The organism is Erwinia sp. L03-1, assembly GCF_058686115.1.
The window spans coordinates 886,293-908,549 of the sequence record NZ_CM178762.1 but is presented as its reverse complement, the minus strand read 5'-3'; the positions used below and the strand labels follow the sequence as shown (position 1 = coordinate 908,549).

Genomic DNA, 22,257 nt, shown 5'->3' with positions numbered 1-22,257 from the left:
ATTCTTAAAAATCATTTATGAAACAGATATAATGCGCGGAGATTTTTATGATCGGTTACCACTCTGGGAGAGTGAATTATGAGTACTATTGAAGATCGGGAAAAAATTATTCCTGAGCAGGGTTTAGAAAAAGCGTATGGCTATCTGAATTCTATGCTGGTGAGTGGTGAAAAATTACTGAAAGTGGCGATTCAACGACGTCTGTTTGCACTTGACCGCCGCAGAATAATGGTCAGCGCGACATCGGGCCGATTTATTGGCATGACACGCGGCCTGCTTGGAGGGTTTACCCCTATTGATGTCCGCTGGCAGGATCTAAAAGACGCTCAGATCAAAGCGGGCATTTTCGGCAGCACGCTTTACATTAGTGCGCTTTCGCAGCCCGATCTGGCCAGCGGCGGGAAAGTTTACCGTTACCAGTTTGGTGGATTACGCAAAGATGAAGCCCAGGAAATTTATAAAATCGCGCAGGCGCATGAGCAGGCCTGGCGTGAGAAAAGGCGTCAGCGTGAGCTGGAAGAGTTAAGGGCTAAATCGGGCGGGTTTGGTAATTTTGCCAATAATTCGGGATTTGCAGGCGGCAGTGCACCAGGCGAAGCCGGTAATGAAGCCAGCTCGGTAGAGCGCTTAAAGAAAGCCCGACAGATGCTTGAAGAAGGACTGATCTCCGATTCAGAGTATGAGACGACCAAGTCACGCATTATCAACGAACTCTGATCGTGAAAGCCGATTGAGGCTACGATCTTCATTTTGATACTACCTGCCTGCAGGCAAAATTATGTTTTTCCCTGTATTTGACTGATGTCGTTTCGTATCAAAAACAGTTTGATTTTGAACATAAAATGCTTGCAGGTATTAAGAGTTACCGGCCCATATCCCAGTGATGCATTGGTGTGTTTACACTGATAAATAATGATTATTTAGATAATTTTAGTAAAACCTACGCTTTAGCCTACACTTTCATAACCAGTTGATTTATCTGTTGTTACTACCCTGTTGTACTTTGACAGATTAGCAATTCAGTTTACAAAATACCGTACAGTGACACCCAAGGTGAATGTACAGATAAAATGCTAAACTACTTCATCCACTCGGCAAGAACCGCCTCAAGCTTCGCCAACGCCTGAATATGCTTATCTTTTGGTATGCGCCCGATATTTTGCAACTTCCACTTAACCGCTGGTAAATGCTGAATCTGCTCTTCAGGAGCCAGACTCCAGTCCGGTCGACCACTTTTGAAAGACATCAAAAAATCATAATCCCGCTGCGTGAATTGTGCTTTGAGAGCAGTACCCATTAAGTTGGGTATCGCATTGAGCTCTTCAAGAGAGACCGCATCGAATGTCATTCCGTTAAATTCATTCGCATACAGCTCAGAAATATCTTTCCAGCGGGGATTAAGCACCTCGGATAATGGGCGTGGGTGTCCTAGCAAATAGGTGATGAAACCATTAAATATCTGGCGATCAATACCCTGCGTTTCAAGCAGCATTTTGACGTCATAAAAATCACGGGGATGTTGCCTATCCAGCGCAGCACAAAGCTTGCCACCATAGAGATCGGCAAGCGATACAACCTGAATAGTAGCAAAGCCGAATTCGTCTTCTACCGCTTCAACAACATCACGTTCTTCTGGAAGATACAGCGTACCTCGCGCAACAGGCGAAACTTCTATCTTTATCTGTGCCTCCTGAGAAGACACAACAATGCGCATTTCATCAGGATTATTCGTTTGTAGTACCGCCGAAATGCCAGCCTGTTGTTGCAGTATTTCAGCGATACGCGTCAATGCAGCCCGAACGTTTGGCAATGCCACATCTCGGCTTTCCAGCGGAATGTAAGCCAAATCGATATCAACCGATAAACGTGGAAAATCACGAACAAACAAGTTTATCGCCGTCCCACCTTTTAGTGCAAAGCATCGCTCTGATGCCACAACAGGTAGTACACTGAGCAGCAACGCAACTTGCCGATAATAAGGTGATTGCTTATCCATGTGAGATCCCTCTGCTAACAAAACTCTCTGGAACAGTGATCTGATATTTTTGGTCCAGCTTGCCACCAGATACGATCTGCCGTTTCCCGGCCCCTAAATCAATGCTGGCTTTATCTATTCGCTTAACCCATGCATGAGCATAGTGATCGGCCAGAAACAGGTAAAGGCGGTTAGTTTTCACTGCGCGACTGGATTGCATCAACACTTCGACTTTGCGTGGACTCAGGTTTACCAGCCCCTGAAACAGCTCCGCAGCGTGCTCAAACGAAAGCGATCCAGGGACTGCGTTAGCAATCTCGTAAGCAGCTAATTCCGGTACACTCGCTTTCAAATGCTCTCCCTTTATTTCTACCTCTGTCAGATACTTTTCGTCATGCATATTAAGCTTTTGATTAGAAAGTAAAAGCCACTCCGCATTGGGAAATTCTTTGAACCACTTTGGCAACTGAGCTTTGTCATCTACGCAAAGCCAAATTGCCTGACGCGTTAAGTGAAGATAATGAGAGCGTCCCTGATAGGTTAGGCTAGTAAGCCCCGCCAGATGCACAGAAATCCCCAGCTGATTTTGCAAGCATAAGACGGCATCACTCCACTGAGGTTCACGCCCACTCCGCACGTATACACCGGCACGTAGTTTTTGTAACCAGTCACTATGCATATACTTATTGGCTAAAGAAGGGCTAATACCATTTTTTGTCAGCCAGGACTGTAGTACCAAGGAACCCGGCGCAGTGTTCTGCAAAAGCCAGTTTATTTTTGATGACATAGGTTCACCATTGGTTTAACAATACAGTTAATAGTAAACTACTGGGTTAATAACATGTCAATAGTGAGAGGCATCCGTCCAATTACACTAAGGGGTATGATTGAGCAGGTACTGGCCAGGGGATCAAAAAAGTGGCTAAACTGCCAGACGAAGATGTGCAAACTTCTCACGCAGAGTTTTAAGCGAGGCTCTGATTGTATCCGGTGATTGACCTGTTGCAATTGCTGTTGACGTCACAACGGAATGAACAATCAGTTCACGAGAGGGTCTGGTGAGCCTGTAAATAATTCTGTGTAACTGCCAACGTATTAGAGGTGATCGCTCAGGCGGTCACCGAACTCGATAATAAAGCGACTCATCGCCAGCCGCCAGTTTCGGATCGGCATATTCCATTTTTTTGAAGCATCCCTGATCGCCAGATAAATGACTTTCCGCACCGAGTCATCCGTCGGGAACACCCTGCGTTTCTTTATTGCCTGACGGATCACGCTGTTCAGCGATTCGATGGCGTTCGTAGTGTAAATAGCTTTACGGATATCCGGTGGATAATTGTAAAACGTATTGAGATTTTCCCAGTGTGCATACCAGCTTTTACTGATTTGTGGGTATTTATCGTCCCAGACCGCTGCGAACTGCTCCAGAGCCATTAACGCCGCCTCTTCTGTTGGAGCCTGATACACCGCTTTCAGCCCGCCAGTCACGGCTTTGTAGTCCTTCCACGACACGTATTTCAGGCTGTTACGCACCATGTGGATAATGCATAGCTGGATATGCGTTTGGGGATAAACGCTGTTTATCGCATCCGGGAAGCCCTTCAGACCGTCCACGCAGGCAATCAGGATATCCTGAAGGCCCCGGTTTTTAAGCTCCGTCAGCACGCTGAGCCAGAACTTTGCGCCTTCGTTTTCTGCCAGCCACATGCCCAGGAGCTCTTTCTGGCCTTCGGTATTAATGCCCAGTGCGAGGAAGACGGCTTTATTAATCACGCTACCACCGTGGCGAACTTTTACAACAATACAGTCAAGATAAACAATGGGATAAAGTGCATCCAGGGGGCGATTCTGCCACTCTGCGACCTGCTCTTTAACCGCATCGGTGACTTTAGAAATCAGCGTGGGTGAAACATCCGCGTCGTACATCTCTTTGAAGGTGGCGACGATTTCTCGCGTGGTCATGCCTTTGGCGTACAGGGACAAAATCTGGCTGTCCATCCGGGTGATACGTGTCTGGTTTTTCTTTATCAGTTGCGGTTCGAAGGTGCTTTCACGATCGCGTGGCGTACTGATTTCAATCTCACCATCATCACAAAGCAAGGTTTTTGACGAGTAGCCATTACGGGTATTGGAGCCTGTTTTGGGGGCGTTCTTCTCGTGGCCGATGTGATCAGTCAGCTCAGCATTGAGCGCTGTTTCAACGGTAAGCTTTGTCAGCATACGGGAAAACTGATTGAGATCGGCTTCGGTTTTAAGGCCTTTAGCCAGTTCAGTCGCAAGGGCCCTGAGTTTCTTTTCGTCCATAATTTGCCTGTCTCCGTTGTTGGAGTGAAGATATCAAAAACAGGCAGATACACAATTTAAATTACAGGCTCGGTCTGTATAAAGCACTGCCGCTTTTCTCACACAACGCATTCTAAGCTCCCAGCGATATAACATTTGACATAGCCACAATTTAAGCCAAGGCTGTTGCTAACAGTTCTATGTTCGGCTGGCGATATTCAAGGCTTATTGATCATCAAACTCAACGAATCACTTTTTACTCTATTGATAGCGACTAAGGTCAATCACATTACCCTGGGCACTATCAGGGTCAATAATACCAGCCTCATTACGCAGCGGATCAGTTGCTGACATCCCGGCTAAGCGCATATCCCATTGATCTTGTTCTACGTGCTTTATCCGTGCCATAGCATCATTAACACACTGCGGGGTAAAGCGCAGATACTCCGTCAGCCAGAGTTGAATCATCTTTTCATTTGCCCGTAAACCGTATTTCTCACCCTTCCGAGTACACCAGGTTTGATTAAGTCTGATTGAATCGCCACGGATAATCTAGACACTTCCGAACCGTTGATAATACTGGTTTTCATATTCTGTCGGTGACATCTGATCGCTAGAACCATGCCGACGCTTACTGTTATAAAACATTTCGATGTAATCAAAAATATCGCTGCGGGCTTCTTCCCGCGTTCCGTAGATCTTTTTCTTTATCCGTTCGCGTTTCAGCAACTGGAAAAAGCTTTCTGCAACCGCATTATCATGGCAGTTACCGCGACGGCTCATGCTGCCCTCCAGGCCGTGTGATTTCAGGAACGACTGCCACTCATGGCTTGTGTACTGACTGCCCTGATCCGAATGAACCAGCACCTGTTTTTGGGGATTACGCCGCCATACAGCCATCAGCAGTGCGTTCAGGACAATGTCCTTTGTCATCCGGGATTGCATGGACCAGCCGATAATTTTGCGTGAGAACAGATCAACAACCACGGCAAGATACAGCCAGCCTTCGTGGGTCCTGATGTAGGTTATGTCCGTTACCCAACGCTCATCCGGAGCATCCGGATTGAACTGTCGCTGGAGCCTGTTGGGCGACACGATACTGGCCTCGCCTTTACGTGCCCGCGGGCTCCGGTATCCGACCTGAGCCTTTATCCCGACACGTTTCATCAGTCGCCAGACTCTGTTCACTCCGCACTGTTGCCCGCTGTCCCGCAGATCCAAATGGATTTTGCGATAACCATAGACGCATCCCGATGTAGATTCAATTGGTCAACGCAACAGTCATGTGAAAACATGGGGTTGCGGAGGGTTTTTGAATGAGACGGACATTTACAGCAAAGGAAAAAGCATCTGTTTTTGAACTGTGGAAGAACGGAACAGGCTTCAGTGAAATAGCTAATATTCTGGGTTCGAAACCAGGAACAATCTTCACTATGTTAAGAGATACTGGCGGCATAAAACCTAATGAGCGCAAGCGGGCTGTAGCTCACCTGACACTGTCAGAGCGCGAGGAAATACGAGCCGGTTTGTCAGCCAAAATGAGCATTCGTGCGATAGCTACTGCGCTGAATCGTAGTCCTTCGACGATCTCACGTGAAGTTCAGCGTAATCGAGACAGGCGCTATTACAAAGCTGTTGATGCTAATAACCGGGCCAGCAGGATGGCGAAAAGACCAAAACCGTGCTTGCTGGATCAGAATTTACCGTTGCGAGAGCTTGTTCTGGAAAAGCTGGAGATGAAGTGGTCTCCAGAGCAAATATCAGGATGGTTAAGGCGAACGAAACCGCGTCAAAAAACACTGCGAATATCACCTGAGACAATTTATAAAACGCTCTATTTTCGTAGCCGCGAAGCGCTACACCACCTGAATGTACAGCATCTGCGCCGGTCGCATAGCCTTCGCCATGGCAGACGCCATACCCGCAAAGGTGAAAGAGGTACGATTAACATAGTGAACGGAACACCAATTCACGAACGCTCCCGACATATCGATAACAGACGCTCTCTGGGGCACTGGGAAGGCGATTTAGTATCAGGCACAAAAAACTCGCATATAGCCACACTTGTAGACCGAAAATCACGTTATACGATCATCCTTAGACTTAGGGGCAAAGATTCTTTCTCAGTGAATCAGGCTCTTACCGAAAAATTTCTGAGCTTGCCGTCTGAACTCCGGCAATCACTGACATGGGACAGAGGAATGGAGCTGGCCAGGCATCTGGAATTTACTGGCAGAACCGGAGTTAAAGTTTACTTCTGCGATCCTCAGAGTCCCTGGCAGCGGGGAACAAACGAGAACACTAATGGGCTAATTCGACAGTACCTTCCCAAAAAGACATGCCTTGCCCAATATACTCAACATGAGCTGGATCAGGTTGCAGCTCAGCTAAACAACAGACCGAGAAAGACACTGAAGTTCAAAACACCGAAAGAGATAATTGAAAGGGGTGTTGCGTTGACAGATTGAATCTACAGCGGCTTTTTTTAATATGTCCCGTTCGTCGGTAACCCGCTTCAGCTCTTTCTGGAGACGGCGGATCTCGGCCTGAGCATCTGACTGTTCTTTATTAGTGGAAGAATCCGGACCGTACTTCTTTATCCAGGCGTAAAGGCTGTGGGTGGTGATATCGAGACGTGTTGCAACGCTGGCAACAGAATAACCGCGATCAACAACCTGTTTGACTGCTTCAATTTTAAACTCTTCGGGATAACGCTTACCGCTCATGGGCACCTCTCTTTAAGCCATCTTAAATGACTCTGAGGTGTCTGTTAAACCCGTGGCGATTCATCCGGCTTGAACTTTGGCACCTCGTTCAATCACTCCATTAACCAGTTCAACGATATCTTTACGGGTGATTTCTGCTGCAACACGCGCACCTAGTTTGGCAACTGCATCATTTTCCAAAGTACGCCGCACCTCCTTTTGCCCTTTCTTTTTACGCGCTCCTGGAATGATTTTTCCATCTGTACTTTTACGGTCTTCTATCCGTTCAGTCAGATACAGCTCAACCAACCCTTCAACCGTCAGCACTGCCGCTTTCGGTTTTTGGCTCTCTTCTAATAACCGTTGCTTCTCATCTTTTAGCTCAGACGCCGGACAGCGCCCTTCACTTCTGATTAGTTTGAGTTCTTGCAACTTCATACGGGCCATTGCAAGCGAGGTTTGCGGGAAGCTTCCAATTTTTACCTGTGACAGCTTATTGGTCACTGGGCTAGTATAGCGGTAGAAAAAGGTCTTGATACCGGAAGCACCGCAGGTCACACGTAAGCCCCGGTTTCACCCGTATCGGCTTTGTTTTTGTCCGTGGGCTTCATCATTTCGATAGCTTTGGATGACAAAGGTTTGCCTGCTGGTTTATCCGTCATATAAGATCCATTTTATGGCTAACCAATTGACTTAACCAGGCTAAAACCCCGCTTTTCTTAACAAGTGTAGGTTGTGCGTTTACTGAGTACAATTATACCATAACCTACATAATAACATACACTTAGACCTACACTTACAAGCGGGACTTAGTGATTTTTTATGAGACAACGTGATACTTAATGATAATAACTAAAATCACAATCCACTTTAAATTCAATGGAATAAATAAATTATGTCTATGATTGACAACAAAAATTTAGGTTCGCACACCCCAATGATGCAGCAGTACCTGCGTCTCAAGGCTGAGCATCCGGAAATTCTGCTGTTTTATCGCATGGGGGATTTCTATGAACTGTTTTATGACGATGCCAAACGTGCATCACAGCTGCTTGAAATTTCCCTGACCAAACGCGGTGCCTCCGCCGGCGAACCCATTCCGATGGCAGGTGTACCCTATCATGCCGTGGAAAACTACCTGGCTAAGCTGGTGCATCTGGGTGAATCCGTTGCGATCTGTGAGCAGATTGGCGACCCGGCAACGAGCAAAGGTCCGGTTGAGCGCAAGGTCGTGCGTATTGTTACGCCGGGTACCATTAGCGATGAAGCGCTGCTTCAGGAGCGGCAGGATAATCTGCTGGCAGCCATCTGGCAGGGCCCGCGCGGCTTTGGCTTCGCAACGCTTGATATCAGCTCCGGGCGCTTTCGCCTGGCAGAGCCAACCGATAACGAAACCATGGCCGCCGAGCTGCAGCGCACGAATCCCGCTGAACTTCTCTATTCAGAAGATTTTGCGGCCATGTCACTCATTGATAACCGTCGCGGTTTGCGTCGCCGTCCGCTGTGGGAATTTGAGGTAGAAACGGCCCGTCAGCAGCTGAATATGCAGTTTGGCACCCGCGATTTGAGTGGCTTCGGCGTCGAGCAGGCCGAGCTGGCGCTGCGGGCAGCGGGCTGCCTGTTGCAGTATGCAAAGGATACGCAACGTACCTCGCTGCCGCATATCCGCTCGCTGACCATGGAGCGCCAGCAGGATGGCATCATCATGGATGCTGCCACCCGGCGTAATCTGGAGATTACCCAGAATCTGGCCGGAGGCAGTGAAAACACCCTGGCCTCAGTGCTGGATAAGACCGTTACGCCAATGGGCAGCCGCATGCTGAAGCGCTGGCTGCATATGCCGGTGCGTGACAGCCAGATTATTATTAACCGTCAGCAAAGCATTGGCGCGCTGCAGGACTTTTCTGCCGAACTGTCGCCGCTGCTGCGCCAGGTTGGCGATCTTGAGCGTATCCTGGCGAGGCTGGCGCTCCGTACCGCACGGCCTCGCGATCTTGCCCGTATGCGCCATGCCTTCCAGCAGCTTCCGCAGCTGGATGCCCTGCTGGCAGATTGTGAAACGCCGCATCTGCAAACGCTGCGTACGCAGATGGGTCAGTTTGAGGAGCTGCGGGCGCTGCTGGAAAACGCTATCGTCGAAACGCCGCCGGTACTGGTGCGTGATGGCGGCGTGATTGCCCCGGGGTACAATGCCGAGCTGGATGAGTGGCGGGCGCTGGCGGATGGCGCGACCGATTATCTGGATCGCCTGGAGATCCGCGAGCGCGAGAAGCTGGGGCTGGATACGCTCAAGGTCGGCTTCAACGGCGTCCACGGCTACTATATCCAGGTTAGTCGCGGTCAGAGTCACCTGGTACCCATTAACTATGTGCGCCGCCAGACGTTAAAGAATGCCGAACGCTATATCATTCCCGAGCTAAAAGAGTACGAAGATAAAGTCCTCACGTCGAAAGGCAAAGCGCTGGCGCTGGAAAAATCGCTGTATGAACAGCTGTTCGATCTTCTGCTGCCTCATCTTGAAGCGCTCCAGCTCAGTGCCGCCTCTCTTGCCGAGCTGGACGTGCTGGCGAACCTTGCCGAGCGCGCATGGACGCTGAACTACGCCTGTCCGACCCTGAGCGACAAGCCGGGGATTAAACTGACCGGTGCGAGACATCCGGTGGTTGAGCAGGTGCTGAAAGAGCCGTTTATTGCTAACCCTCTCTCGCTATCGCCGCAGCGCCGTATGCTGGTGATCACCGGTCCGAATATGGGTGGTAAAAGTACCTACATGCGTCAGGCCGCCCTGATTACGCTGATGGCGTACATTGGCAGCTATGTACCGGCTGAACAGGCACTTATTGGGCCAGTGGACCGTATTTTCACCCGCGTCGGCGCGGCGGACGATTTGGCGTCTGGTCGCTCGACCTTTATGGTGGAAATGACCGAAACGGCCAATATTCTGCACAATGCCACCGAGCACAGCCTGGTACTGATGGATGAGATCGGTCGCGGTACCTCGACCTATGATGGTCTGTCGCTGGCCTGGGCCTGCGCTGAAAGCCTCGCGAGCCGTATTAAAGCCATGACGTTGTTTGCTACCCACTACTTTGAGCTGACCACGCTTCCCGAAAAAATGGAAGGCGTAGCCAATGTTCATCTGGACGCTATAGAGCATGGCGATACCATCGCCTTTATGCACAGCGTGCAGGAGGGGGCTGCCAGTAAAAGCTATGGTCTTGCGGTAGCCGCGCTGGCAGGCGTGCCTAAGGAAGTGATCAAACGCGCCCGGCAAAAGCTGAAGGAGCTGGAAACGCTGTCTGGCAACGCCGCAGCGACTCCGGGAGATGGCCCTCAGCTTCCGCTGCTGGTTGAGGAGACCTCTCCCGCAGTTGAAGCGCTGGAAGCACTGGATCCCGATTCTCTTTCACCACGCCAGGCGCTGGAGTGGATTTACCGCCTGAAGTCTCTGGTTTAACCCGGTCCCAGGCCCGCGCTCATTTCGCGGGTCTGGCAGTAGCACGACGGCATCACCTTAGTCCGACGGACTGCGTGTTGTCCGACAGCCTGACCTCTGTCCGATATCCTGGCTGGGTACAGGCAATAAAAAAGCGGTGGCTTTCGCCACCGCTTTTCGCATTAACCTCATACGGACTTCTATTCGCGGAACAGAGCTTCGATATTCAGCCCCTGCGCCTGCAGAATTTCACGCAGACGACGCAAACCTTCAACCTGGATCTGACGAACACGTTCGCGGGTAAGACCGATTTCCCGGCCTACATCCTCCAACGTTGCCGCTTCATAGCCTAACAGGCCGAAACGACGAGCCAGTACTTCACGCTGCTTGGCGTTCAGTTCGAACAACCATTTGACGATGCTCTGCTTCATATCATCGTCCTGCGTGGTATCTTCCGGGCCGTTGTCTTTATCATCGGCCAGAATGTCCAGCAGCGCTTTCTCAGAATCCCCACCCAAAGGTGTGTCAACTGATGTAATGCGTTCGTTGAGGCGCAGCATACGGCTGACGTCATCAACAGGCTTATCAAGCTGTTCGGCTATCTCTTCGGCACTTGGCTCGTGATCCAGCTTGTGGGCCAGTTCGCGCGCGGTACGCAGATAGACGTTCAACTCTTTTACGATGTGAATCGGCAGGCGAATGGTACGGGTTTGGTTCATGATAGCCCGTTCAATCGTCTGACGAATCCACCAGGTAGCATAGGTAGAGAAGCGGAACCCTCTTTCCGGGTCAAACTTTTCTACTGCACGGATCAAACCGAGGTTACCTTCTTCAATCAGGTCCAGCAGGGCCAGACCGCGATTGCTGTAACGACGGGCAATCTTAACTACCAGACGTAGATTACTTTCAATCATGCGGCGGCGCGATGGAACATCACCCCGTAGCGCACGACGGGCAAAGAAAACCTCTTCCTCTGCCGTTAATAGAGGAGAATAACCAATTTCTCCCAGGTAGAGCTGCGTCGCATCCAGCACGCGTTGCGTTGCGCCTTGTGACAGCAGCTCTTCTTCAGCTAAGTCATTATCAGCAGGTTCATTTCCGACAAGAGCCTTCTCATCAAAAACCTCAGCTCCGTTTTCGTCGAATTCCGCGTCTTCATTTAACTCATTAACTTTCAGCGTATTCTGGCTCATAAGCGGCTCCTACCCGTGATCCCAGGGCGGAACACCAGGGTTCTGCCGGTTTATCGCTGCGGTAAATAACGCAACGGGTTTACGGATTTCCCCTTGTAACGAATTTCAAAATGCAATCTAACCGAGCTCGTGCCGGTACTACCCATAGTGGCAATCTTCTGACCCGCTTTAACTTCTTGTTGCTCGCGGACCAGCATCGTGTCGTTATGGGCATATGCACTCAGGTAATCATCATTATGTTTGATGATAATCAAATTACCGTAACCGCGCAGCGCATTCCCGGCGTAAACAACGCGCCCTGAGGCGGTTGAAACAACGGGCTGTCCGCGGGTCCCCGCGATATCAATACCTTTATTGCCTCCTTCGGACGCAGAAAAGTTATCAATGATCTTACCGTCGGTCGGCCATCTCCAGCTACCCACAGGGGTAGTGCTGGTGGTTGTGCTGCTGACGGTTGGGGTGGTAACCGGCGCTGTTGTCGTTGCAACAGTATTTGTGCCGGATGAGGGCAGCATTTTACCTTCACTTGGTTTACCTGAATCCTCAGAGTACGTAATTACTGGCTGCTGTGCAACCGTTCCGCCTTTAATTTGTGGAGTGGTCGGCTGAGTCGGTACCCCCCCCGCCGTTGCGTCGGCTGCGGTGATAGCGTTACCACCGGTGAGCGTGCCACCGGAGCCATTACTAACCTGTAACTGCTGGCCAACATTGAGACTGTAAGGCGCGGATATACTATTTCTTTGCGCGAGATCGCGGAAATCGTTTCCAGTAATCCATGCGATATAAAACAGGGTATCGCCATGTTTAACCGTATAGGTCTGCCCGCTGTAGCTACCTTTAGGAATATTCCCATACGCACGATTGTAAACAATGTGCCCATTTTGGGTGACAACGTTTTGATTATTGTCAGAACTGGCCATCACAGGCTGGCTGACCGGCTGTGACGCGTTAGTGGAGATGGAGGTGGGGCGAGCAATCAGGCCGCCCCCTGTGCCGCTGTCCGCACTGGCTGAGGACGTCATACCCGAATCGGCATTACTGCCCACCGAACTGATGGGTGCCTGAGTATTGCTGCTGGAGCAGCCTGCCAGCCAAAAACCTACCAGCGAAACGGCCGCAATACGGCGCAATTTGAAATCTGGGCTTCCCGTGCTCATTTAAATCCCCCGTTACGGCACAACTGCGGCGGCTGTCCGGCCTGCTATCGGCTGGACAGCGGTGTTGATAAAAATTCAATTATTCAGATAGTAACAATATCGTCGTTCGCTCGCTATTCACAGATGTATGCAATTGCGTACGATCTCAGTCAGGCCAGTTCGCCCTTCACCAGCGGAACAAAACGCACTGGCTCGATGGTGTCGACAATATACTCTCCGGCGCGACGGCGGATCCGCTTCAGCTGCTGATGCTCTTCACCTACCGGCAACACCATAATTCCCCCCTCATCCAGCTGGGACATCAGCTCAAGCGGAATTTCCGGGGGGGCAGCGGTGACAATAATAGCGTCAAATGGCCCGCGTGACGGCCAGCCCTGCCAGCCATCCCCGTGGCGCGTGGAGACATTATGCAGATCCAGCTGTTTCAACCGTCGTTTGGCCTGCCACTGCAGGCCCTTAATCCGCTCAACGGAAAAAACGTGTTCAACGAGATGCGCCAGGATCGCCGTCTGATACCCGGAGCCGGTGCCGATTTCCAGCACGCGCGACGCGGGCGTCAGCGCCAGCAGCGAGGTCATTTTCGCCACCATATAGGGCTGAGAGATGGTCTGCCCGGAACCAATCGGCAGCGCCATATTTTCCCAGGCCTTATGCTCAAAGGCCTCATCGACAAAGCGCTCACGTGGCACCTCCTCAATGGCTTTTAGCAGGCGTTCATCCTCAATGCCCTGCTGGCGCAGCTGCGCCAGCAGGGTATCAATACGTCTGCTCACCATTGGCGGTCCACTCCAGCCTGATCCAGCCAGTCTGCCAGCACTGCCTGAGCGGCATGGGCCGTTAAATCCACATGCAGGGCGGTGACGGAGACATAGCCCTCATCAACGGCGGCAAAGTCGGTATCCGGCCCGGCATCCAGTTTTTCGCCGGGCGGCCCGATCCAGTAGAGGGTATTGCCGCGCGGATCCTGCTGCGGGATCACCCCATCGCTGGGATGACGACTACCGCAGCGCGTGACGCGTATGCCTTTGATCTCAGAGATCGGAAGGTCCGGTACGTTGATATTGAGAATGCGCCCGGTGCGTAGCGGCTCACGCTGCAAAGCGCGCAGGATCGTGCAGGTGACTGCCGCCGCGGTCTCGTAGTGCTGGTGGCCGTTAAGGGAGACCGCCAGTGCGGGCAGCCCAAGGTGACGCCCTTCCATCGCTGCGGCTACGGTACCGGAGTAGATCACGTCGTCACCGAGGTTGGGCCCGGCATTGATGCCGGACACCACAATATCGGGTCCGGGCTGCATCAGCCGGTTCACGCCCAGGTATACGCAGTCGGTCGGCGTGCCCATCTGCACGGCGATATCGCCACCGGGGTAGCTAAAGGTACGAAGCGGCGTTTCGAGCGTCAGCGAGTTAGAGGCGCCACTGCGATTGCGATCGGGAGCAACAACCTGCACGTCAGCGAATTCCCGCAGTGCCGTAGCCAGCACCTGAATACCAGGCGCATGAATACCGTCATCGTTACTCAGTAATATTCGCATCGTTACCTTCCTGTTCGACAATTTCCCGCACCACGCTGGTGGCAAAGCTGCCTGCCGGAAGCCAGAAGTTCAGCTCAAGGGTCACATCATCCCACCAGCGCCAGAGCAGATCGCGCGGCACCACCAGTAGCGCACGACGCGCCGCTTCCACGCGCTCACGCTCAAGCAGTGTAATCAATTCTGCTTCCGCTGCCAGACTTTGTTGTTCAAATGCCAGCGCGCTGCCTTGGGTTCCCCACTCGCCGCTGCCGGGGAGCGGCGCGGTGATGCGCAGTTCATCGTGACTGACGCGGGCTTGTAGCGTCTCCAGCTCAGCCGCGTCGGCCACAAACCAGCTGCCTCGTCCGGTGAGCTGCAGCGCGTCACCGTCCATAACCTGCTTAAGCGATCCCTGCTGCGCCAGGCGATCGCTGGCAACCTGATTAAACAGCGCGCTGCGGGCAGCAGAGAGCAGAAAGCTGCGCTTGCTGCGTTCGCGAACGCGTATCTCATTCGACGCCCAGCGCTGTGCCATCACCAGGTTATTCCCCTGATGCCCAAAGCGCTGTTCGCCGAAGTAGTTCGGGACGCCAGCAACTTTAATCTGCTCCAGCCGCTGCTCAACCGCCTCGCGGTCAGTCACCTGCCGCAGGATCAGGGTGAATGCATTTCCCTGTAGCGCACCGGTACGCAGTTTGCGCCGATGCCGCGCGCTTTCCAGCACCTCGCAGCCTTCCAGCTGAAAGGCTGAGAAATCGGGCGTAATTTTTCCGGGAATGCGCAGGCAAAACCACTGTTCAGTCACGGCATGACGATCTTTCATGCCGGCAAAGCTGACGTCCCGTGGATGTACACCGGCAAATTTAGCCAGCGCCTCTGCGACAAAGCGGGTGTTACAGCCATTTTTACGCACGCGGACCAGCAGCTGTTCGCCGTCGCCGTCTGGCTGGTAGCCCAGATCTTCAATGACAATAAAGTCTTCCGGGTTGGCTTTGACCACGCCCGCAGACGTGGGTTTACCATGCAGCCAGCTCAGCTCGTTCAGGGTCATTATCTGGCCGCCTTTATCAGCAGCGCCACCGCTTCACAGGCGATGCCTTCCCCGCGACCGGTAAAGCCCAGCTTTTCCGTGGTGGTGGCCTTAACGTTGACGTCATCCATATGGATACCCAGGTCTTCGGCGATATTGATGCGCATCTGCGGAATATGGGGCAGCATTTTCGGTGCCTGAGCAATCAGGGTCACGTCTACGTTACCCAGGGTATAGCCCTTTTTAGCGATCTGTCGCCAGGCTTCGCGCAGCAGCTCGCGGCTGTCCGCGCCTTTGTAAGCGGCATCGGTATCAGGAAACAGCTTGCCAATATCGCCGAGTGCCGCCGCACCCAGCAGCGCATCGGTCAGCGCATGCAGCGCCACGTCGCCATCGGAATGCGCCAGCAGCCCTTTATCATAAGGAATACGTACGCCGCCGATAATCAGAGGGCCTTCGCCGCCAAATGCGTGTACATCAAAACCGTGCCCGATACGCATTATGCGCTCTCCTCATTATGTGATTGTGTCAGGTAAAAAGCCGCCAGCGCCAAATCCTCGGGCCGCGTCACCTTGATATTATCGCTACGACCGGGGATCAGTTCAGGATGATAGCCACAGTATTCCAGCGCAGAGGCCTCATCGGTGATGGTCGCCCCCTCGCCCAGCGCCCGCACCAGGCAGTCGCGCAGTAATGCCTGCGGGAAGAGCTGCGGCGTCAGCGCATGCCAGAGATCCTGACGTTCTACGGTATGCGCAATCGTCTCCCTGCCCGGCTCACCGCGCTTCATAGTGTCACGAACCGGTGCAGCGAGGATGCCGCCCACCCGGCTGGTTTCAGTCAGCATGAGCAACCGTGTCAGGTCGTCAGGGTGCAGACAGGGGCGTGCTGCGTCATGCACCAGCACCCAGGCGGCATCGGACGCCACCTGTAGCCCGGCCAGGACGGAATTGGCACGCTCCTGACCGCCCATCACCACCGTAATCCGCGGGTCGTCCGCAACAGGCAGCGTGGAGAAAAACCGGTCGCTGGGGCTGATGGCGACAATAATGCGCCTAATCGCCGGATGGGCCAGCAGGCTGTCCAGCGTATGTTCCAGTATGGTTTTACCGTTAATGGCGAGATATTGTTTCGGGCATTCTGACTGCATGCGGCTACCGATACCCGCTGCGGGTACGATAGCGATGACGTGTGGAAAAGAGACGGCGATGTTCATGGCTTATCGCTGCTGACCGTTGGGGAACCCCTGCTGCGCGTTTCGTTTATTTTGATCCGGCACAAGGCGATAGAAGGTCTCACCGGGTTTAATCATCCCCAGCTCGTTACGTGCGCGCTCCTCAATTGCTTCAGAACCGCCGTTAAGGTCGTCGATTTCTGCAAACAGCTGATCGTTTCGCACTTTTAGCTTCGCATTACTGCTTTGTTGTACCGCTACGTCTTCATTGACGCGCGTATAATCATGTATGCCGTTCTTGCCCAGCCAGAGCGAATACTGCAACCAGCCGAGAAGTACAAGTAACAGCAGCGTAAGTTTTCCCATCCCCGCCCCCTGAAAAACGGCCCAATCATCCCATAACTTTTGGCCGGACTCCACTCTGTCGGTGAAATAGCAGCATATTGGTGGTTCGGTGAGCATAGTTGCAAGAGAATCCGGGCTACCCGGCAAAATTTTGTAACCGCAGTGGGGATTCAGACATCATATCCGCCCCTAAAAGCAGGCGGTGAAAGGCGGGCAGTCGACTACCACCCGGAGAGCAGCGTGAAAAGCAGCCAGAACAGGCAAACCACCGCCGCTACGGTGACCACTATCGTCCAGAGCAGATGACCCCGCAGCAGCAGGCTGGTGGCAATGCCGGTCAGAACGGAAACGGGCAGCAGTGCGAGGAAGAATGGCCACGTGTAGAGAAAAAAGAACAGCGTATTCGAGCCGTAGAGCAGAAACGGGATCGCCAGCGCGAACCAGTAAGCGGCGAAGCCCACCACTCCGCCGGGGAAAGACCAGGAGGTCTCTTCCGGGTCTCGATCATCTTTGCGGGCCAGCATGGGCGTTACGTTTTGCATAAGTATCCTGTTGACGCGTAAGTCGGCCCGCTCTGAGGCGATTCGCCGTGGCTATCTCAGGCGTTGATAATATCGTGCTCACGCAGCAGATCTAACACTTGAACCAGCAATTTTGTTACCAATTGTTCCCCGTCCAGGTGGATTTCAGGCCGCTCGGGTGCCTCGTAAACCGCATCAATACCGGTGAAATTCCGCAGCTCTCCCGCCCGGGCTTTTTTGTAGAGTCCCTTTGGATCACGGGCCTCACAAATGGCCAGCGGCGTATCGACAAAGACTTCGATAAAGCGCCCTTCCCCCTGCATGTCCCGCACCATTTGACGTTCCGCACGGTGGGGCGAAATAAAGGCGCTGAGCACCACCAGCCCGGCATCCACCATTAGCGTGGCCACTTCACCCACGCGACGAATATTCTCTTTACGGTCATCGTCGCTAAAGCCAAGATCGCGGCAGAGCCCATGACGCACGTTGTCGCCATCCAGCAGGTAGGTGCTGACGCCAAGACGGTGCAGCGCCTGCTCAACCGCGCCCGCCACCGTAGACTTACCGGACCCCGAGAGTCCGGTGAACCACAGTACTACGCCCCGATGTCCGTGCTGCTGCTCACGCGCGTCGCGCGTGATCGGGTGATCGTGCCAGACAACATTTTCGTCATGAATGGCGGCCATCTTACTGTCCGCCCAGCAGATCGCGCGCGTTCCAGTGCGGGAAATGACGGCGTACCAGTGCGTTCAGCTCCAGCTCAAAGGCACTGAAGTCACCCTGGTGCTGGGGTGCATCCGCATGCGGCTCGCGGATCATCCCGGCGCCCACCGTGACGTTGCTCAGCCGATCGATAAAGATCATGCCGCCGGTTACGGGGTTCTGCTGATAGCTATCCAGCACCATCGGCTCTTCAAACGTCACATCCACCAGGCCGATACCGTTGAGCGGCAGGCTATCCACATGACGCTGGGTCAGGCTGTTGATTTCAACCTGATGCTGAACGTTATCCACGCGCGCGCGGGTTTTCTTACCGGCGATTTTGATATCGAAGCTCTGGCCAGGCATCAGCGGCTGTTCCGCCATCCATACCACGTCAACGCTGGCAGACTGGACGGGTGCTATCGTTGCGTCTGCATTTACCAGCAGATCGCCACGGCTGATATCAATTTCATCCTGTAACACCACGGTTATCGCTTCGCCCGCCTGCGCCTGCTCTAAATCGCCGTCAAAGGTCACCAGGCGGGTAACCGTCGACTCTACGCCGGACGGCAGCACCTTGATGCGCTGTCCGACCTGGAGCGAACCCGAAGCCAGGGTGCCCGCATAGCCGCGAAAGTCCAGGTTGGGGCGGTTTACATACTGCACCGGAAACCGCATCGGCTGCTGTTCAACCACCCGCCTGATTTCGACGGTTTCCAGTACGTCCAGCAGCGTCGGGCCGCTGTACCAGCCCATGGCCGCACTCGGCGAGGCGACATTTTCGCCCTCCAGCGCGGACATCGGTACAAAACGAATATCCAGATCGGCAGGCAGCTGAGTCGCGAAATCCAGGTAATCCTGGCGGATCTGTTCAAAGGTTTCTTCGCGGTAGTCCACCAGGTCCATTTTATTGATCGCCACCACCAGATGGCGAATGCCCAGCAGCGTGGAGATAAAGCTGTGGCGACGGGTCTGATCCAGGACGCCTTTACGCGCGTCAATCAGCAGGATAGCTAAATCGCAGGTGGAGGCGCCGGTTGCCATATTACGGGTGTACTGCTCGTGGCCGGGGGTGTCGGCAATAATAAACTTGCGCTTCTCGGTGGAGAAATAGCGATAGGCAACGTCAATGGTGATGCCCTGCTCGCGTTCTGCCTGCAGGCCGTCGACCAGCAGCGCCAGATCCAGTTTCTCCCCCTGCGTACCGTGGCGCTTGCTGTCCGTGTGAAGGGAGGAGAGCTGATCCTCATAAATCTGTCGGGTGTCGTGCAGCAGACGGCCTATCAGCGTACTTTTGCCATCGTCTACGCTGCCGCAGGTCAGAAAGCGCAGCAGGCTTTTATGCTGCTGCGCATGCAGCCAGGCTTCGACGCCGCCCTGTTCGGCGATTTGTTGTGCAATGACGGTATTCATATCGGCTCCTTAGAAATAACCCTGGCGTTTCTTCAGCTCCATTGAGCCGGACTGATCGCGATCGATAACGCGCCCCTGACGTTCACTGGTGGTGGACACCAGCATCTCCTCGATAATTTCCGGCAGCGTCTGCGCTTCAGACTCCACCGCGCCGGTCAGCGGCCAGCAGCCAAGAGTACGGAAGCGCACCATCCGCTGCTTAATCACTTCCCCAGGCTGGAGATCAATACGGTCGTCATCAATCATCATCAGCATTCCGTCGCGTTCCAGCACCGGACGCTCGGCTGCCAGGTAGAGCGGGACAATTTCGATATTTTCCAGGAAGATGTACTGCCAGATATCCAGCTCGGTCCAGTTGGAGAGGGGGAATACGCGAATGCTTTCGCCCTTGTTTATCTGGCCGTTGTAGTTGTGCCACAGCTCAGGACGCTGATTTTTCGGGTCCCAGCGGTGAAAGCGGTCGCGGAAAGAGTAGATGCGCTCTTTCGCGCGGGATTTTTCTTCATCGCGTCGCGCACCGCCAAAGGCAGCATCAAAGCCGTATTTGTTCAGCGCCTGCTTCAGCCCTTCCGTTTTCATGATGTCCGTATGTCTGGCGCTGCCGTGTACGAAGGGGTTGATGCCCATCGCCACGCCTTCCGGATTACGGTGTACCAGCAGCTCCGCGCCGATATCCTTCACCATGCGATCGCGAAACGCGTACATTTCACGAAACTTCCAGCCGGTATCGACGTGGAGCAGCGGAAAAGGCAGCGTACCCGGATAGAAAGCCTTCCGCGCCAGATGCAGCATCACCGAGGAGTCTTTACCGATTGAGTACATCATTACCGGGTTGCCGAATTCTGCCGCCACTTCACGGATGATATGGATACTTTCCGCTTCCAGTTGACGCAGGTGGGTGAGTCGTTTTTGATCCATAACTTTTCCTCAAGCCAAATTCACAACGGCGGACTCACGTCCGGCCTGCTGCGCTGAATGTTGAAACCACGCCAGCTGCTGATGCAGATTGACCACTTCGCCAATGACCAGCAGCGCTGGCGTTGGCGCGCGCTGCGCGAGTTCTTCGAGTTGTTGCAGCGTGCCGGTCAGCACCTGCTGATCCTGACGCGTGCCGCGTCCGATGACCGCAACCGGCGTCGCGGCGTCGCGACCGTGGGCAATCAGCTGTGCGGCGATTTCCGCCGCCTTGACCGTTCCCATATAGATAGCCAGGGTCTGACGGGCGCGGGCCAGTGAAGGCCAGTCCATGCCTTCACCGTCGGCGCGGCAGTGGCCGGTGATAAACAGCACGCTCTGGGCATGATCGCGGTGGGTAAGCGGAATGCCGGCATAGGCCGTCGCACCCGCTGCGGCAGTGACGCCGGGTACCACCTGGAAAGGGATCCCCGCCTCGACCGCCGCCTGTAGCTCTTCGCCGCCGCGTCCAAAAATAAAGGGGTCGCCGCCCTTAAGACGCACCACGCGCCTGCCCTTTCTGGCAAGTTCTACCAACAGGCGGTTGGTCTCTTCCTGCGGTACCGAATGCGCGCTGGCGCGTTTGCCCACACAGATGCGATCGGCATCGCGGCGCACCAGGTCCAGGATCTCGTCGCTGACCAGATGGTCATACAGCACCACATCGGCCTGCTGCATCACCTGTAGCCCGCGCAGCGTGAGCAGCCCCGGATCGCCCGGTCCCGCCCCCACCAGAATGATTTCGCCCTGATTCGCCTCAGGGTGTGCCAGCTGCTGGTCAAGCGTTTCTCTTGCCCCCTCAACGTTCCCGGAGGCGACCTGGCTGGCAAACAGGCCGTTAAAGGCCGTTTCCCAGTAGCGCCGCCGCTCAGACATTTTGGTAAAGCGCTGTTTGACCTTATCCCGCCACTGACCGGCGATTTCTGCCATCTGCCCGAGGTTAGCGGGCAGCAGCGCCTCAAGCTTTTCACGCAGCAGGCGCGCCAGAACCGGCGCGGTGCCGCTGGAGGAGATAGCCACCACCAGGGGAGAACGATCGACAATAGAGGGAAAGATGAAGGAGCATTTAGGCTGATCGTCAACCACGTTGGCCAGCAGGTGGCGGGCGCTGGCGTCTTCAAATACCTGCGCGTTTAGCCGCGCGTCGTCGGTCGCCGCGATAACCAGAAATACGCCTTCCAGCTGCGTACTGAGGTAGCGGTCTGCCAGCCATTCCACGTCGCCGCTGTCGGCCAGCTGAGCCAGTTCTTCGCACAGCGCCAGCGCCGCAATCAGCACCCGGGCACCCGCCCGGCGCAGCAGAACAATCTTGCGTGCGGCAACGTCACCGCCGCCCACTACCAGCACCGGTTTGTTTCGGATGTCAGCAAATATTGGGAGATAATCCACGTCGGCCTTGTTGTTAATCACAGAGAGTTAGTGCGACTATACGGCCCCGGCTTGAGGTGAATGAAATTACTTATTGGAATGAGTAGTTACTGAATGGAATAAGGTCGCGGCAAAGCTTCGCATAAAATGTGCTTAGCGGATGATATTCAGGGAGTTTCAGCGCACACAGGTTGCCCCCCGCTACGCTGCCTGGCGCATTTTTATTAGCAGATTTATCCATCCCGACAACAGCCTGCTGGCTGTTACCTGCTGCGTATCGCATGATGCCGGTGACCTCCTGCCTGCTGGACTGTGGATGTAGACATCAAGGATCGCAGCACTTCTGTGCTGACTGCCAGAGAACAGATTTTATTTTTAATAAACACAGCAAGGTTAAATTAAAAAGCTAAATACAGTGAAAATTTTCACTGTGGCTCTTTTATTTTTCTTACCATCAAAAAAAGCAATAAACCCCTCCTTCGCTACGGAAC

General features: G+C 53.6%; 21 protein-coding genes and 3 pseudogenes. 3 read left to right on the top strand and 21 right to left on the bottom strand.

The genetic code is table 11. The annotated features are described in order from the left end of the window. Nucleotides 1–78 precede the first annotated feature (78 nt). Entirely contained in the window at nucleotides 79–717 is a 639-nt protein-coding gene (locus AC4PCC_RS04160; protein ID WP_067707755.1) for a hypothetical protein, read from the top strand. A 361-nt stretch (nucleotides 718–1,078) separates the two neighbouring features. On the opposite strand, the gene AC4PCC_RS04155 is transcribed toward AC4PCC_RS04160, so the two are convergent. The 5 genes and pseudogenes from AC4PCC_RS04155 to AC4PCC_RS04135 all read right to left on the bottom strand — a co-directional run. After that, nucleotides 1,079–1,996 (bottom strand): nucleotidyl transferase AbiEii/AbiGii toxin family protein, encoded by a 918-nt coding sequence (locus AC4PCC_RS04155; protein WP_492126503.1) that lies wholly within the window; start codon nucleotides 1,994–1,996, stop codon nucleotides 1,079–1,081. Next, nucleotides 1,989–2,762: a type IV toxin-antitoxin system AbiEi family antitoxin domain-containing protein gene (locus AC4PCC_RS04150; RefSeq protein ID WP_492126502.1), complete on the bottom strand. Its 774-nt coding sequence runs from the start codon at nucleotides 2,760–2,762 to the stop codon at nucleotides 1,989–1,991. The genes AC4PCC_RS04155 and AC4PCC_RS04150 overlap by 8 nt, the downstream gene beginning before the upstream one ends. Nucleotides 2,763–3,070: 308 nt before the next feature. Then, entirely contained in the window at nucleotides 3,071–4,279 is a 1,209-nt protein-coding gene (locus tag AC4PCC_RS04145; protein ID WP_492126501.1) for an IS256 family transposase, read from the bottom strand. A 240-nt stretch (nucleotides 4,280–4,519) separates the two neighbouring features. Further along, a complete protein-coding gene (locus AC4PCC_RS04140) occupies nucleotides 4,520–4,726 on the bottom strand; it encodes a hypothetical protein (protein WP_492126500.1) in 207 nt (68 codons plus the stop codon). Nucleotides 4,727–4,810: 84 nt separating this feature from the next. Then, nucleotides 4,811–5,512, bottom strand: a pseudogene (locus tag AC4PCC_RS04135) (IS3 family transposase); the annotation flags it as partial. A gap of 62 nt (nucleotides 5,513–5,574) precedes the next feature. Here AC4PCC_RS04135 and AC4PCC_RS04130 point away from each other — a divergent pair. Then, nucleotides 5,575–6,726, top strand: a complete 1,152-nt coding sequence (locus tag AC4PCC_RS04130; protein WP_492126499.1) for an IS30 family transposase — start codon at nucleotides 5,575–5,577, stop codon at nucleotides 6,724–6,726. A 9-nt stretch (nucleotides 6,727–6,735) separates the two neighbouring features. On the opposite strand, the pseudogene AC4PCC_RS04125 reads toward AC4PCC_RS04130, so the two are convergent. Then, nucleotides 6,736–6,984, bottom strand: a pseudogene (locus tag AC4PCC_RS04125) (transposase); the annotation flags it as partial. A gap of 63 nt (nucleotides 6,985–7,047) precedes the next feature. Next, a pseudogene (locus AC4PCC_RS04120) lies at nucleotides 7,048–7,625 on the bottom strand (integrase arm-type DNA-binding domain-containing protein); the annotation flags it as partial. 233 nt (nucleotides 7,626–7,858) lie between these two features. Between AC4PCC_RS04120 and mutS the strand changes: the two are divergent. Continuing rightward, nucleotides 7,859–10,420: a DNA mismatch repair protein MutS gene (gene mutS / locus AC4PCC_RS04115; RefSeq protein ID WP_492126498.1), complete on the top strand. Its 2,562-nt coding sequence runs from the start codon at nucleotides 7,859–7,861 to the stop codon at nucleotides 10,418–10,420. A gap of 179 nt (nucleotides 10,421–10,599) precedes the next feature. Here the strand turns inward: mutS and rpoS are convergent, their stop codons facing one another. From rpoS to AC4PCC_RS04045, 14 genes are all read right to left on the bottom strand, one after another. Then, nucleotides 10,600–11,592: an RNA polymerase sigma factor RpoS gene (rpoS, locus tag AC4PCC_RS04110; protein ID WP_067707659.1), complete on the bottom strand. Its 993-nt coding sequence runs from the start codon at nucleotides 11,590–11,592 to the stop codon at nucleotides 10,600–10,602. Nucleotides 11,593–11,642: 50 nt separating this feature from the next. Continuing rightward, nucleotides 11,643–12,749, bottom strand: a complete 1,107-nt coding sequence (gene nlpD, locus AC4PCC_RS04105; RefSeq protein WP_492126497.1) for a murein hydrolase activator NlpD — start codon at nucleotides 12,747–12,749, stop codon at nucleotides 11,643–11,645. A 149-nt stretch (nucleotides 12,750–12,898) separates the two neighbouring features. Continuing rightward, nucleotides 12,899–13,525: a protein-L-isoaspartate(D-aspartate) O-methyltransferase gene (locus AC4PCC_RS04100; protein WP_492126496.1), complete on the bottom strand. Its 627-nt coding sequence runs from the start codon at nucleotides 13,523–13,525 to the stop codon at nucleotides 12,899–12,901. After that, nucleotides 13,519–14,280, bottom strand: coding sequence for a 5'/3'-nucleotidase SurE (gene surE / locus AC4PCC_RS04095; RefSeq protein WP_492126495.1), 762 nt, complete (start codon nucleotides 14,278–14,280; stop codon nucleotides 13,519–13,521). Before surE ends, AC4PCC_RS04100 begins: the two co-directional genes overlap by 7 nt. Beyond that, nucleotides 14,261–15,310, bottom strand: a complete 1,050-nt coding sequence (gene truD, locus AC4PCC_RS04090; protein ID WP_492126494.1) for a tRNA pseudouridine(13) synthase TruD — start codon at nucleotides 15,308–15,310, stop codon at nucleotides 14,261–14,263. Before truD ends, surE begins: the two co-directional genes overlap by 20 nt. Continuing rightward, the gene (gene ispF / locus AC4PCC_RS04085; protein ID WP_067707641.1) at nucleotides 15,310–15,789 is read right to left on the bottom strand and encodes a 2-C-methyl-D-erythritol 2,4-cyclodiphosphate synthase; all 480 of its coding nucleotides are present in this window, start codon (nucleotides 15,787–15,789) and stop codon (nucleotides 15,310–15,312) included. Before ispF ends, truD begins: the two co-directional genes overlap by 1 nt. After that, a complete protein-coding gene (ispD, locus tag AC4PCC_RS04080; protein ID WP_492127454.1) occupies nucleotides 15,789–16,499 on the bottom strand; it encodes a 2-C-methyl-D-erythritol 4-phosphate cytidylyltransferase in 711 nt (236 codons plus the stop codon). The genes ispF and ispD overlap by 1 nt, the downstream gene beginning before the upstream one ends. A 9-nt stretch (nucleotides 16,500–16,508) precedes the next feature. Continuing rightward, nucleotides 16,509–16,829, bottom strand: coding sequence for a cell division protein FtsB (gene ftsB / locus AC4PCC_RS04075; RefSeq protein ID WP_492126493.1), 321 nt, complete (start codon nucleotides 16,827–16,829; stop codon nucleotides 16,509–16,511). A gap of 200 nt (nucleotides 16,830–17,029) precedes the next feature. Beyond that, nucleotides 17,030–17,350, bottom strand: coding sequence for a DUF3561 family protein (locus AC4PCC_RS04070; RefSeq protein WP_067707628.1), 321 nt, complete (start codon nucleotides 17,348–17,350; stop codon nucleotides 17,030–17,032). A gap of 56 nt (nucleotides 17,351–17,406) precedes the next feature. Next, on the bottom strand, nucleotides 17,407–18,015 hold the full coding sequence (gene cysC, locus AC4PCC_RS04065) for an adenylyl-sulfate kinase (protein WP_067707622.1): 609 nt from the start codon (nucleotides 18,013–18,015) through the stop codon (nucleotides 17,407–17,409). A 1-nt stretch (nucleotide 18,016) separates the two neighbouring features. Beyond that, entirely contained in the window at nucleotides 18,017–19,444 is a 1,428-nt protein-coding gene (cysN, locus tag AC4PCC_RS04060; protein WP_492126492.1) for a sulfate adenylyltransferase subunit CysN, read from the bottom strand. 9 nt (nucleotides 19,445–19,453) lie between these two features. Continuing rightward, nucleotides 19,454–20,362: a sulfate adenylyltransferase subunit CysD gene (gene cysD / locus AC4PCC_RS04055; protein WP_067707619.1), complete on the bottom strand. Its 909-nt coding sequence runs from the start codon at nucleotides 20,360–20,362 to the stop codon at nucleotides 19,454–19,456. 9 nt (nucleotides 20,363–20,371) lie between these two features. Then, the gene (cysG, locus tag AC4PCC_RS04050; RefSeq protein WP_492127453.1) at nucleotides 20,372–21,787 is read right to left on the bottom strand and encodes a siroheme synthase CysG; all 1,416 of its coding nucleotides are present in this window, start codon (nucleotides 21,785–21,787) and stop codon (nucleotides 20,372–20,374) included. A gap of 70 nt (nucleotides 21,788–21,857) precedes the next feature. Next, nucleotides 21,858–22,049: a hypothetical protein gene (locus AC4PCC_RS04045; protein ID WP_492126491.1), complete on the bottom strand. Its 192-nt coding sequence runs from the start codon at nucleotides 22,047–22,049 to the stop codon at nucleotides 21,858–21,860. Between the last annotated feature and the right edge of the window lie 208 nt (nucleotides 22,050–22,257).

What these genes read in the sequence shown, in the direction of transcription:
- cysD (WP_067707619.1), bottom strand. Translation starts at nt 20,362, where the DNA reads ATGGATCAAAAACGACTCACCCACCTGCGTCAACTGGAAGCGGAAAGT.
- ispF (WP_067707641.1), bottom strand. Translation starts at nt 15,789, where the DNA reads ATGCGTATCGGGCACGGTTTTGATGTACACGCATTTGGCGGCGAAGGC.
- AC4PCC_RS04150 (WP_492126502.1), bottom strand. Translation starts at nt 2,762, where the DNA reads ATGTCATCAAAAATAAACTGGCTTTTGCAGAACACTGCGCCGGGTTCC.
- truD (WP_492126494.1), bottom strand. Translation starts at nt 15,310, where the DNA reads ATGACCCTGAACGAGCTGAGCTGGCTGCATGGTAAACCCACGTCTGCG.
- mutS (WP_492126498.1), top strand. Translation starts at nt 7,859, where the DNA reads ATGTCTATGATTGACAACAAAAATTTAGGTTCGCACACCCCAATGATG.
- AC4PCC_RS04155 (WP_492126503.1), bottom strand. Translation starts at nt 1,996, where the DNA reads ATGGATAAGCAATCACCTTATTATCGGCAAGTTGCGTTGCTGCTCAGT.
- surE (WP_492126495.1), bottom strand. Translation starts at nt 14,280, where the DNA reads ATGCGAATATTACTGAGTAACGATGACGGTATTCATGCGCCTGGTATT.
- AC4PCC_RS04130 (WP_492126499.1), top strand. Translation starts at nt 5,575, where the DNA reads ATGAGACGGACATTTACAGCAAAGGAAAAAGCATCTGTTTTTGAACTG.
- AC4PCC_RS04045 (WP_492126491.1), bottom strand. Translation starts at nt 22,049, where the DNA reads ATGCGATACGCAGCAGGTAACAGCCAGCAGGCTGTTGTCGGGATGGAT.
- AC4PCC_RS04070 (WP_067707628.1), bottom strand. Translation starts at nt 17,350, where the DNA reads ATGCAAAACGTAACGCCCATGCTGGCCCGCAAAGATGATCGAGACCCG.
- nlpD (WP_492126497.1), bottom strand. Translation starts at nt 12,749, where the DNA reads ATGAGCACGGGAAGCCCAGATTTCAAATTGCGCCGTATTGCGGCCGTT.
- AC4PCC_RS04140 (WP_492126500.1), bottom strand. Translation starts at nt 4,726, where the DNA reads ATGATTCAACTCTGGCTGACGGAGTATCTGCGCTTTACCCCGCAGTGT.
- AC4PCC_RS04145 (WP_492126501.1), bottom strand. Translation starts at nt 4,279, where the DNA reads ATGGACGAAAAGAAACTCAGGGCCCTTGCGACTGAACTGGCTAAAGGC.
- rpoS (WP_067707659.1), bottom strand. Translation starts at nt 11,592, where the DNA reads ATGAGCCAGAATACGCTGAAAGTTAATGAGTTAAATGAAGACGCGGAA.
- cysN (WP_492126492.1), bottom strand. Translation starts at nt 19,444, where the DNA reads ATGAATACCGTCATTGCACAACAAATCGCCGAACAGGGCGGCGTCGAA.
- ftsB (WP_492126493.1), bottom strand. Translation starts at nt 16,829, where the DNA reads ATGGGAAAACTTACGCTGCTGTTACTTGTACTTCTCGGCTGGTTGCAG.
- cysC (WP_067707622.1), bottom strand. Translation starts at nt 18,015, where the DNA reads ATGGCCGCCATTCATGACGAAAATGTTGTCTGGCACGATCACCCGATC.
- AC4PCC_RS04160 (WP_067707755.1), top strand. Translation starts at nt 79, where the DNA reads ATGAGTACTATTGAAGATCGGGAAAAAATTATTCCTGAGCAGGGTTTA.
- AC4PCC_RS04100 (WP_492126496.1), bottom strand. Translation starts at nt 13,525, where the DNA reads ATGGTGAGCAGACGTATTGATACCCTGCTGGCGCAGCTGCGCCAGCAG.